Genomic DNA, 12,121 nt, shown 5'->3' with positions numbered 1-12,121 from the left:
GACGAACCCCTCGCTTCCCCTACTCTTTCCCCCATGCCCCCAATAATCCTGACCGGCCCTCCCGGCGCAGGCAAAACCACCATCGCCCGCCTCCTAGCCCCCCACCTCCCCCGCAGCGTCCACCTCCACACAGACGACTTCTGGCACTACATCACCGCCCCCATCCCACCCCACCTCCCCGAAGCCCACACCCAGAACACCGCCGTCATGAACATCATCGCCACCACAACCCACGCCTACACCAATGCCGGCTACCAAGTCATCTGCGACGGAATCATCGGCCCCTGGTTCCTCCCCACCTTCGGCCCCCACCCCCTGCACTACATAGTCCTAACCCCCACCGAACCCACAACCCTCACCCGAGCCACCACCCGCGAAGCCCCCGCCCTCACCGACCAAACCCCCATCTTGTCCCTACACCGCCAATTCGCCTCCCTAGGCCCTCTCGCCCACCACGCCCTAGACACCACAACCCTTACCCCCGCCCAAACCACCACCACAATCCTCAACGCCCTCACCACAGGCGCCTACCTACTAACCCCCTAACCCCTCTTACACCCACACAGCCCCCCACCCGTTCCCTCTTCCCCCACCCAGCCCTACCCAAATCCCATACCCCCGATCCCACTCCCCTTACCCAGAAACAACTCCCGCCCCCACTCGCCCACACCACCCCCACTCCTTACCCCCACCCCCGGCCACGCCGCGCCCACTCCACCCCTGCGCCCCGCACCGCCCCCGCATCCCACGGCGCCCCCGCTTCGCGCCCGCGCACGGTCCCACCCCGGCCCGGCCCCCACCCTCTCCGGGGGGCGTCCCTGGGCCAGTCTACCGGGACCCACCGACAGTCGATCTTGAAAGCACCCCCGCAGAGATCCACATGTGGACAACTTCTGTCACCCAGAAGACGGAACATCCTTACCCCCACAGCAAAAAACACCCTGCTCACGACGCCACCCCTCGCCGAAACGCCGTCACAGTAGGAAAGTCGCTTCCCGAGTGATCATCCGGTCGCCAGAATCGACCCCGCTTGTCCATAGTGGACAATCAATACGCTCGACCGATCCGCCAAGTGCGGCCTGCGTTCGAATCAAACCCCGCTACACCGTTCCCGCTGTAATCCCACGAACGAGCCCGTGCGGCCTCCACGAACCAGGAACCGCAATCGTTTGGCCTACCGAGCCCGCATCGCCCTACCGGCCCACGTTGCACCACCGAGCACGTTCGGCCCCACCGGGGCCTCTTGGCCCAACCAGTCCGACCCGACACCACGCGCTACCCCGCGTTTGGCGCGACAGACTCAACGCCGCCCATAGCTACCGAACCCTCTTAGCCGCACACCATCCTGGCCCCGCCAGTCCACTTCGCCCAGGCGGGCCGCTCCGCGCCTCTTACCCCAACCAACGCCGCTTCGCGCACGCGCGCGGTCCCACCCCAGCCCGGCCCCCACCCTCTCCGGGGGGCGGCCCAGGTCCAGTCTACCGGCACCCCCCGACGGGCGATCTTGAAACAGGCCCCGCGGAGATCCACATGTGGATAACTTCTGTCACCCAGAAGACGGAAATCCAGAGTGGCCATCCAACGTCAACCAGGGAAAACGTGCACAGGCAAGGCTTCCGGCGCCGAGCGTGGGCGAAGTTGTGCGAGAGCAAGATCGAAGACATCAAACCACAAAGGACAGTCGTGTGCGCGCGGGGGCCTGCAGCCGGGTCTCGGTCGCCGTTAACGGGGCGATGGAGTGCCACAACGTTGCGGCGGGGTGGTTGGCGTTGTCGTATTCGATGGTCCATGGGCCCGGATGCAGGGCCAGTTGCAACAGCGCTGCCGTGCGAGCAATGCCGCGGCGGCGGTAGCCGCGGGCGATGAAGAACTCTGCCACTGTCCACGCGCCGGCTTCGATCCGTGCCAGGGAGAACCCAGCGAGCGCCGCATCCACCGTGATGAAGTGCGCTTCGCGGTCGGGGTCGACGAAGTACTGGTCCAGGTACGGGTAGCTGAACGTCCCCTGGGGTGACAGCGCAACGGTGCGGAACTCGGAGAAGTCGTGCAGGTAGAGCTGGACCAGGTTCGCCAACACTGCCTTGTCCGGCAACGACACCGGGACTAGAGCAATCACCGGGCCCAGTATGGTGCCGGAGCGCACAAGCTCCGGCACCGGACCAGGGTCAGGCGTGGTCTTCCTCGCCGAGGCGGTGCACGCGGATGAGGTTGGTGGAGCCGACCGTGCCGGGCGGGGAACCCGCGACGATCACCACGAGGTCACCCGGCTGGTAGCGGCCGATGGAGAGCATGGACTGGTCGACCTGGCGGACCATGCGGTCGGTGGAGTCGACCTCCGGGACCAGGAACGTCTCCGTGCCCCAGGTCAGCGCGAGCTGGCTGCGGACACCGGCCTCCGGGGTGAACGCCAGCAGCGGCAGCCGGGTGTGCAGGCGGGCCAGGCGCTTGACGGTGTCACCGGACTGGGTGAAGGCGACCAGGGCCTTGGCGTTGAGCCGCTCGCCGATGTCGCGGGCCGCGTAGGAGATCACGCCGCGCTTGGTGCGGGGGACGTGGGTCAGCGGCGGGACGGTCGGGCGCTCGGCCTCCACGGCCTCGATGATGCGGCTCATCGTCTGCACCGACTCGATGGCGTACCGGCCGACGCTGGTCTCACCGGAGAGCATCAGCGCGTCGGCACCGTCGAGCACCGCGTTGGCCACGTCGGAGGCCTCCGCGCGGGTCGGCCGGGAGTTGCTGATCATCGAGTCGAGCATCTGGGTGGCCACGATGACCGGCTTGGCGTTCTCCCGCGCGATCTGGATGGCGCGCTTCTGCACCAGCGGCACCTGCTCCAGCGGCAGCTCCACGCCCAGGTCACCGCGGGCGACCATGACGCCGTCGAAGGCCAGCACGATGGCCTCGAGGTTGTCCACCGCCTCCGGCTTCTCCAGCTTGGCGATCACCGGCAGCCTGCCCCTGCCCACCCGGTCCATCACCTGGTGCACCAGGTCGATGTCGGCGGGCGAGCGCACGAAGCTCAGCGCGATGAAGTCGACGCCGAGGTGCAGGGCGAACTCGAGGTCCTCGATGTCCTTCTCGGACAAAGCGGGCACCGAGACGTCCATGCCGGGCAGCGACAGGCCCTTGTTGTTGCTGACCGGACCGCCCTCGGTGACCTCGCAGACCACGTCCTGGCCGTCGACGGAGGTGACCACCAAGCCGACCTTGCCGTCGTCGACCAGCAGCTGGTTGCCCGGCTTGGCGTCGGTGGCCAGGCCCTTGTAGGTGGTGGAGACCCGGTCGTGGGTGCCCGCCACGTCCTCCACGGTGATGCGCACGACGTCGCCGGTGCGCCACTCGACCGGGCCGTTGGCGAACGTGCCGAGGCGGATCTTCGGTCCCTGCAGGTCGGCCAGGATGCCCACGGCGCGGCCCGCCTCGTCACCCGCGGCGCGGACCAGGTCGTAGACCTGCTTGTGGTCACCGTGGCTGCCGTGGCTGAAGTTCATCCTCGCCACGTCCATGCCCGCCGCCACCAGGTCACGCACCCGCTCGGGGGTCGCGGTGGCCGGGCCCATAGTGCACACGATCTTCGCTCGTCGGTTCACACCTGAACAGCTTAGCCGCGCTCGCTGTACCGATCAGGATGAACTCCCCGATTGACCGACTCGATTCAGAGTGTTCTACCTCTGGTTACGTGTCAGCTACCGACCGCGATCGGTCAACCCCACGTGGTCACTGGCCCACTCGTTGAACGCCCGCAGCTGCCGCCAGGCCGTGCGCACCCGGGTGAGGCAGCCGCGCTCGTGCAGCGTGTCGTCCGGCGGCCAGACCCGCGCCGCGTACACCGACCGGTACTGGAGCAGGTCCAGCCGCGGGTGGTCCTTGGCGTACCCGCGCGGGGCGGTCTTGAGCCGGTCGCCGAGGATCTTCCAGCCCGCGCGCTCGAGCTCGGCCAGGATGTCGCGCAGCGGGTCGCCGTGGATCTCCTCGGCGACGGCGGCACGGAACCGGGCGAGCTGGTCGGACTCCATGTGGAAGCACCCGCCGCCGACCCGCAGGCCGTCCGGGCCGACCTCGACGTAGTAGGCGCCCGAGCCGCGACCGGACTCGATGACGCCGCCGCAGTGGTCCTTGTAGGGCCGCTTGTCCTTGGCGAAGCGGACGTCGCGGTGCGGGCGGAACACCTTCGGGCTGCCGAACTCGCCGCCGAACTCCTTCTCCAGCTCGCCGAGCAGCGCGGTCATCGGCGCGCGCACGTCGGTGTCGTAGGTTGCCTTGTTCGCGTCCCAGTAGGCCTTGGAGTTGTCGACGACCAGGCCGTCGAAGAAGTCGACCGCGTACTCGCCGAACCCGTCGAAGCTCACACCCGCTCCCCGGCGGTCGACTCGTACGCGCGGGTCAGCCGCGCCGTGGCGTCCTCGTCCACCTTGTACTCGACCTCGTCGACGTGGCTGATCGGCCGCACCGGCGCGAGCGCGTTGGTGGCGAACGCGGCCCGGAACGACGGCAGCTCGCTGGCCTGCACCGGGCGGGCCTGGACCTGGGCACCGGTGCGCGCGAGGCCGCTCTGGATCAGCCCCAGCGCGATCCCGGGCAACGCGGGCGCGGTCGGGATGACGAGCGTGCCGTCCTCGTCGAGGAAGCACACGTTCCAGGTGGACCCCTCGCTCACCTGCCCGTCACCCCCGATGAACAGCACGTCGTCGAACCCGGCCCGGCGGGCGAGCCTGCGCTGGTAGAACAGCCCGAAGGTGCCGACGTGCTTGACCTGCGGCAGATCGCGCTGGTACCCAGCGGTCCGGACCTTGAGCGGCCCACCTACCTGCGGCGGGGCGCTGGTGGTCACCACGACCTCGGGCTCGACGTCGGCCTCCGGCTTGCGCGGATCAAACCCCGGCGCGTGCACGGTGACCCGTACCGCCAACGGTTCAATCTTACCGTCAACGGCCGCCCGAATCGCCTGCCGCACGGTGCCCTCATCGAGCCCTTGGCCGAACACGATCCACGCATCGCGATTCAACCGCTCCAGATGCCGCGCGAGCCCTCTAGCTCTACCGGCGGTGAGCAGCATGGAAGTGAAGTGCCCGTAGTTGACCAGGGCCAGGGACGCGGGGATGTCAGGCTGCGCACTCATCGCCCCGCAGTCTCGCACGCCCCTGTCGCGGAGTCTTCCCCTCCTCCTGCTGCCGCAAGGCTCCCCGCCACCGCCTCTTAGCGGCGCGGGGAACCTTGCCCGGTTAGGTCAGCCCGAAATCTCACGCCACCAGATCGCGATCTCCGTGCGCATCCGGTAGATCATCTCGCCGGATGCCCCCTGCCAGTTCTCGATCGGCCACCGCTTCGCCCCGAACAGGTCAGCCGCCACCCTGCTCAATCGCGCGTGCTCGTTTCCCTGCTGCTTGCCGTCCAGGCCGGAGTGGGCGAGCAACTCGGTGAAGGTCACCCGCTCGCCGTCGCGGCTCGCCGTGATGTCGAACAGCGATCTGACTCCAGGCAGGTGGTTCGACTTTTCCCATAGCGCCGCCACCTCCCCCTTTGTCCAGGTGCCCTGCCGTCCGAGGTCGACGGTCACCTCACCGTCCAGGATGGCGAGGGCGCCTTTCAGTCGCAGGTGCAGAGCTTCCGCGTCTTTGATCGCCTGCACGACGACAGTGCGCAGCTCATCAGACATCGTTGTCTCCTCGGTGTGGACTCGTACCGACTCGTGGTGGACTCCGTACTGACCATACGGAGTCGCGCTGGACTCCACAAGCACGAATCGCGGACCGCCGCGGCGGCCATCGGCTGGGACTCCGTGGCGCGGGGGGACCGAGGGGTGCGGCGTCTGAATAGGCGAAGGGTGTCGCGGGTTTGTGGGGGGGGGGTTGGGTGGGGTGGGCGTGGAGGATTAGAGCGGCGGCGCCGGTTGTGTGTGTGTGTGGGAGGCGTAGGAGGTGTCGCTGCCTCCGGTTCGGGCGTCGGCGCCGTTGTCAGCCATACGAACCCGGCATAGAATCGGGCCAAGTTGTTAAACCGCGAACGGCAACACTGAAATCACACCACAGACAAAGGCAATGCGTTAGGCCTGACAGGAGCAGGCAGGTCCGACGCACCGGTCAGGTACGCGTCGACGGCGTGCGCTACCGACCGCCCCTCAGCGATAGCCCACACGACCAAGGACGCGCCACGGTGAGCATCGCCGCACACGAAGGTGCCAGGAGTCGCGGTCTGCCAGTCCTGCCCACAAGCAACGGTGCCGCGCGGGCTAAGAGCCAGTCCAAGTCCCTCTAGCAGCGGCATGTGCTCGACGCCCTCGAAGCCGATAGCGAGCAGCACCAAGTCAGCTGGTAGTTCGCGAACCTGTTCCCCCACAGGGACAACAGCACGAACACCGGTAGCGGGGTCCTTACTCACCTTGACTTCACGCAGCCGGACAGACTTAACGGCCCCGGTAGCGTCACCGACGAAAGACTCCACTGCCACAGCGAAGAGGCGCTCGCCACCCTCCTCGTGAGCAGCGTAAGTGCGCAGGATCCATGGCCAGACAGGCCAAGGCGACCGAGTGGAGTCACGCGACTGCGGCGGCATCGGGTACTGGTCAAGCTGCGTGACAGACAACGCCCCCTGCCGGACAGCCGTGCCGTAACAGTCAGCCCCAGTGTCACCGCCGCCGATGATGATGACGTGCTTGCCGCGCGCGTCGATGGAGGTAGGCCCATCGCCCTCGCAAGCACGGTTAGCGGGAACGAGGTGGTCCATGGCTAGATGCACCCCGTGCAAAGACCGCCCGGGGACATCCGAGACGTCCCGGCCGCGCAGTGCACCCACGGCGAGCACCACGGCGTCGTACTCCGCGCGCAACCGCTCCACAGACAACGCCCCCGGCCCGGTCCCCCCGACCTCGCACCCGGTCACGAACCGCGTCCCCTCGGCCCGCAGCTGCGCCAGCCGCCGGTCTAGAACCTTCTTCTCCAGCTTGAACTCGGGGATGCCGTACCGCAGCAGCCCGCCAAGCCGGTCGTCGCGCTCGAATACGGTCACCTCGTGCCCCGCCCGGGTCAACTGCTGCGCCGCCGCCAACCCCGCCGGACCAGAACCCACGACCGCGACCCGCCGCCCAGAGGACACAGTGGACCGCACAGTCGTCACGTAGCCGCGCTCCCACGACACGTCCGCGATCGTGCTCTCCACCCGCTTGATCGCGACCGCGCCGCCCGCGTCCGGGGAGATGGCCAGCACGCAGGCCGCCTCGCACGGCGCCGGGCACAGCCGACCGGTGAACTCGGGGAAGTTGTTGGTCGCGTGCAGCCGCTCCCCCGCCATCGCCCAGTCGCCGCGGCGCACCAGGTCGTTCCACTCGGGGATCAGGTTGCCCAGCGGGCAGCCTGCCGACCCGGAGTGGCAGAACGGGATCCCGCAGTCCATGCACCGGCTCGCCTGCGTGCCGACCTCGCGGTCCCGCTCGACCAGCGGCAGCTCCCGGTAGACCTCGCGCCAGTCGCCCAGCCGCTCCTCGACCGGCCGCTTCGCCGCGTCGGCCCGCTGGTGGTTCAGGAACCCCTTCGGATCAGCCACGGGAGGCCTCCATGATGGCCGTGTCGACGTCGCGGCCCTCGGCGTTGGCCAGCCGGATGGCGGCGAGGACGCGTTGGTAGTCGCGCGGCATGACCTTGGTGAAGCCCGCCGCACGCCGGGTCCAGTCACCCAGCAGGGACGCCGCGACCGCGGAGCCGGTGCACGCCTGGTGGCGGGTGATGGTCTCCCGCAGCCACCGCAGGTCGTCGGCCGCGGGCTGTTGCAGCTCGACCATGTCGGTGTTGACCAGCGCCGGGTCCAGGTCGAGCACGTACCCGACCCCGCCGGACATGCCCGCCGCCAGGTTGCGCCCGGTCGGCCCCAGCACGACGGCCCGCCCACCGGTCATGTACTCGAAGGCGTGGTCACCGACCCCTTCGGCGACGATCACCGCCCCGGAGTTGCGCACGCCGAACCGCTCTCCCACCCGGCCGCGCAGGAACACCTCGCCGGACGTGGCGCCGTACGCGATCACGTTGCCCGCGATGACCTGCTGCTCGGCGGCGAACACAGCGTCCTCGTGCGGCCGGACCACGATCCGACCACCGGACAGTCCCTTGCCCACGTAGTCGTTAGCGTCACCGAACAGTTCCAGCGTGATCCCCCGCGGCAGGAACGCGCCAAGAGACTGCCCGGCTGACCCCGTGAGCCGCACCTGGATCGTGCCGTCAGGCAAACCGTCGCCCCCGAAGCGCCGCGTCACCTCCGAGCCGAGCAGCGTGCCTACGGTCCGGTTGACGTTGCGCACCGGTAGCTCCAACCGCACCGGGTGAGCATCCTCAAGCGCGGCTTCCGCCAACTGCACCAGGGTCCGGTCTAGAGCGTGCGCGAGCCCGTGGTCCTGTGCGCGGACACGGCGCCGCGCGGTGCCATAGGGCGTTTCCGGCACCGCGAACACCGGCGTCAGGTCAAGCTCCTGCGCCTTCCAGTGCGAGACAGTGCTATCGGCCGACAGCAGCTCAGCGTGCCCGATAGCGTCATCGAGCGTGCGGAACCCTAGAGCCGCCAAGTGCTCCCGGACCTCTTGGGCCACGAACCGGAAGTAGTTGACGATGTGCTTGGCCTGCCCTGTGTACCGCTCGCGCAGTACCGGGTTCTGCGTGGCGACCCCTACCGGACACGTGTCCAGGTGGCACACACGCATCATGACACACCCCGCGACGATCAGCGGCGCGGTCGCGAACCCGTACTCCTCGGCGCCCAGCAGCGCGGCCACGATCACGTCCCGGCCGTTCTTCAGCGCCCCGTCGACCTGCACGGTGATCCGGTCGCGCAACCCGTTGAGCACCAGCGTCTGCTGGGTCTCGGCGAGCCCGATCTCCCACGGCGTCCCGGCGTGCTTGAGCGAGTTCAGCGGCGACGCGCCCGTGCCGCCGTCGTGCCCGGAGATCAGCACCACGTCCGCGTGCGCCTTCGAGACCCCGGCGGCGACCGTGCCGACCCCGACCTCGGACACCAGCTTGACGTGCACGCGCGCGTTCTCGTTGGCGTTCTTGAGGTCGTGGATGAGCTGGGCGAGGTCCTCGATGGAGTAGATGTCGTGGTGCGGCGGCGGCGAGATCAGCCCGACCCCGGCGGTGGAGTGCCGGGTCCGCGCGATCCACGGGTACACCTTGTTCGGCGGCAGCTGCCCGCCCTCGCCCGGCTTCGCGCCCTGCGCCATCTTGATCTGGATGTCGTCCGCGTTGACCAGGTATTCGCTGGTGACGCCAAACCGGCCGGACGCCACCTGCTTGATCGCCGAACGCCGGGCGGGGTCGTGCAGCCGGTCCGGATCCTCGCCGCCCTCACCGGTGTTGGACCGACCGCCGATCATGTTCATCGCGATCGCGAGCGTCTCGTGCGCCTCGGCGGAAATAGAGCCGTAGGACATCGCGCCCGTGTTGAACCGAGACAGGATTGCCTCGATCGGCTCGACCTCGTCCAGAGGGATCGGCGTAGCCGCTTGCCGTAGCTGGAACATCCCCCGTAGCGCCCCACCGGCCCGGTTAAGCCTGTCGATCTCGGCGCTGTACTCGCGGTAGACCTCTTCGCGGCCGGTACGAGTCGCATGCTGGAGCAGGAACACGGTCTCTGGCGTGAACAGGTGCAGCTCACCCTCACGCCGGTACGCATACTCGCCACCCACGTCCAACCGCCGGTGCACGCGGTCAGCCGGGTTGTCCGGGTAGGCCCGACGGTGCCGGGCGCGCGCCTCGGCGGCGATAACGTCAAGCCCTACCCCACCGAGTTTCGACGTCGTCCCCGTGAAGTACTCGTCCAGCACGGCCGAGGCCAGGCCGAAGGACTCGAAGACCTGCGCCGCCGTGTACGCGCCGACCGTCGAGATGCCCATCTTCGACATGATCTTCAGGACGCCCTTGACCAGCGCCTTGACGTAGTTGCCGATGGCCACCCGCGGCTCGACGCCGGTGATCGCGCCGCCGGTGATCAGGTCCTCGATGGTCTCGAACGCCAGGTACGGGTTCACCGCCGCCGCGCCGTAGCCCAGCAGCAGCGCGACGTGGTGCACCTCGCGGGCGTCGCCGCTCTCCACCACCAGCGCCACCCGCAGCCGTTCCTTGGTGCGCACCAGGTGGTGGTGCACCGAGGACACCAGCAGCAGCGACGGGATCGGCGCCATCCGGTGGTCGGAGTCGCGGTCGGAGAGCACCAGGGTCCTGGCCCCGGCGGCGATCGCGTCCGAGGCCTCCTGGCGGACCCGCTCGACGGCGGCCGTCAGCGCCGCCCCACCACCATCCACTTCATACAGTCCGGACAGGACAGTGCACGCGTGGCCGGGGAGGTCGCCGTCGTCGTTGACGTGGATCAGCTTCGCCAGCTCGTCGTTGTCGATCACCGGGTACGGCAACTGGATGTGCCTGCACGAGGCCGGTCCCGGTTCGAGCAGGTTCTGCTCCGGCCCCATGATCCGCTGCACCGAGGTGACGATCTCCTCGCGGATGGCGTCCAGCGGCGGGTTGGTGACCTGGGCGAAGATCTGCTTGAAGTAGTCGTAGAGCAGCCGCGCGCGCTGCGACAGGGCGGCGGGCGGGGTGTCGGTGCCCATCGACCCGATCGGCTCCGCGCCGGTGACCGCCATCGGGGTCAGCAGGACCTTCAGCTCCTCCTCGGTGTAGCCGAAGGTGAGTTGCCTGCGCCGCACCGACTCGTGCGGTTGGACGACGTGCTCGCGGTCGGGGAGGTCGGCGATCTTCAGCAGCCCCGCGTGCAGCCACTCCTCGTACGGGTGCCGCGCGGCGAGGGCGTCCTTGACCTCTTGGTCGTCGACGACCCGGCCCGCGGCGGTGTCCACCAGGAACATCCGGCCCGGCTGCAGCCGCCCCTTGGCGACGACCTGCTCCGGCGGCACGTCCAGCACGCCGGTCTCGCTCGCCAGCACCACCCGGTCGTCGGCGAGCCGCCACCAGCGCGCGGGCCGCAAACCGTTGCGGTCCAACACCGCCCCGACCAACGACCCGTCGGTGAAGGTGACGCACGCGGGCCCGTCCCACGGCTCCATCAGGCTCGCGTGGAACTGGTAGAACGCGCGGCGCGCCGGGTCCATCCCGGTGTGGTTCTCCCACGCCTCCGGGATCATCATCAGCACCGCGTGCGGCAGGCTCCGGCCGCCCAGGTGCAGCAGCTCCAGCACCTCGTCGAACGACGCCGAGTCCGAGCCGTCCGGGTCGACGACCGGGAACAGCCTGCTCACGTCGCCGGGCAGCAGGCTGGCCGAGAGCAGCGCCTCCCTGGCGCGCATCCGGTTCCGGTTGCCGCGCACCGTGTTGATCTCGCCGTTGTGCGCGACGAACCGGAACGGGTGCGCCAGCGGCCACGACGGGAAGGTGTTGGTGGAGAACCGGGAGTGCACCAGCGCGATGGCGCTGCGCAGCCGCGGGTCGCGCAGGTCGGGGAAGAACGCGGGCAGCTGCGCGGTGGTCAGCATTCCCTTGTAGACAACGGTTCGCGCCGACAGCGAGGGGAAGTACACCCCGCACCCGGCGGCGGCGCTGTCGTGCTCGACCCGCTTGCGCAGGCAGTACACCAACCGGTCGAGCTCGATCCCGGTCGGACACCGGCCCTCGCTGTCGGGGTACCCGGCCAGCAGCGGCATCGCGAAGTGCGGCATCACCGACCGCGCGGTCGGCCCGATGTCGGCGGCGTCCGGGTCGATCGGGACGGCGCGCCACCCCAGCAGCCGCAGCCCTTCCTGCTCGGCGGTCCGCTCGATCACCGCGACAGCCTCGGCGCGGCGGTCGACGTCGGCCGGCAGGAACGCCAGACCGGTGGCGTACCCGTGCGCGCCGTTCTCGTCCGGTTCGGGCAGGGTGAAACCGACCTCGGCGCGCAGCAGGTCGTCAGGCAGTTGCACGAGGATCCCGGCGCCGTCGCCACTGGTCGGTTCGGCACCCGCTGCGCCGCGGTGCTCGAGGTTGGCCAGTGCGGTCAGCGCGTCGGCGACGATGCCGTGCGAGCGGCGGCCCTGGATGTCGGCGACCATGGCCACGCCACAGGAATCCCGTTCGGCGGTCGGGTCGTAGAGCCCGTCAGGACGCGGAAAGGCCGAGAACAGCATGGGTAGGCCTCCTGTCTGCGATCA

At 69.1% G+C, this 12,121-nt stretch carries 8 protein-coding genes; 1 reads left to right on the top strand and 7 read right to left on the bottom strand.

Features of this window, described 5'->3' with window-relative positions; all coding sequences use genetic code 11:
• The first annotated feature begins 33 nt into the window (after positions 1 to 33).
• Positions 34 to 546, top strand: coding sequence for an AAA family ATPase (locus LV79_RS20965; RefSeq protein WP_253839563.1), 513 nt, complete (start codon positions 34 to 36; stop codon positions 544 to 546).
• A gap of 1,117 nt (positions 547 to 1,663) precedes the next feature.
• On the opposite strand, the gene LV79_RS20960 is transcribed toward LV79_RS20965, so the two are convergent.
• The 7 genes from LV79_RS20960 to gltB form a co-directional block, all read right to left on the bottom strand.
• Positions 1,664 to 2,155 (bottom strand): GNAT family N-acetyltransferase, encoded by a 492-nt coding sequence (locus LV79_RS20960; RefSeq protein ID WP_253839561.1) that lies wholly within the window; start codon positions 2,153 to 2,155, stop codon positions 1,664 to 1,666.
• Between the two features lie 10 nt (positions 2,156 to 2,165).
• Positions 2,166 to 3,590 carry a pyruvate kinase gene (gene pyk / locus LV79_RS20955; protein ID WP_253839559.1) on the bottom strand — a complete coding sequence of 475 codons (1,425 nt, stop codon included), beginning with the start codon at positions 3,588 to 3,590 and terminating at the stop codon, positions 2,166 to 2,168.
• Positions 3,591 to 3,686: 96 nt separating this feature from the next.
• Positions 3,687 to 4,349, bottom strand: coding sequence for a DUF2461 domain-containing protein (locus tag LV79_RS20950; protein ID WP_253839557.1), 663 nt, complete (start codon positions 4,347 to 4,349; stop codon positions 3,687 to 3,689).
• A complete protein-coding gene (locus LV79_RS20945; RefSeq protein WP_253839555.1) occupies positions 4,346 to 5,119 on the bottom strand; it encodes an aminotransferase class IV in 774 nt (257 codons plus the stop codon). The genes LV79_RS20950 and LV79_RS20945 overlap by 4 nt, the downstream gene beginning before the upstream one ends.
• A 108-nt stretch (positions 5,120 to 5,227) precedes the next feature.
• Positions 5,228 to 5,656 carry a hypothetical protein gene (locus LV79_RS20940; protein WP_253839550.1) on the bottom strand — a complete coding sequence of 143 codons (429 nt, stop codon included), beginning with the start codon at positions 5,654 to 5,656 and terminating at the stop codon, positions 5,228 to 5,230.
• A 362-nt stretch (positions 5,657 to 6,018) separates the two neighbouring features.
• A complete protein-coding gene (locus LV79_RS20935) occupies positions 6,019 to 7,539 on the bottom strand; it encodes a glutamate synthase subunit beta (protein ID WP_253839548.1) in 1,521 nt (506 codons plus the stop codon).
• Positions 7,532 to 12,097 (bottom strand): glutamate synthase large subunit, encoded by a 4,566-nt coding sequence (gene gltB, locus LV79_RS20930; RefSeq protein WP_253839546.1) that lies wholly within the window; start codon positions 12,095 to 12,097, stop codon positions 7,532 to 7,534. Before gltB ends, LV79_RS20935 begins: the two co-directional genes overlap by 8 nt.
• Between the last annotated feature and the right edge of the window lie 24 nt (positions 12,098 to 12,121).

The organism is Actinokineospora globicatena, assembly GCF_024171945.1.
Lineage (GTDB): Bacteria > Actinomycetota > Actinomycetes > Mycobacteriales > Pseudonocardiaceae > Actinokineospora > Actinokineospora globicatena.
This window is presented reverse-complemented; position numbering and strand designations above follow the sequence as displayed.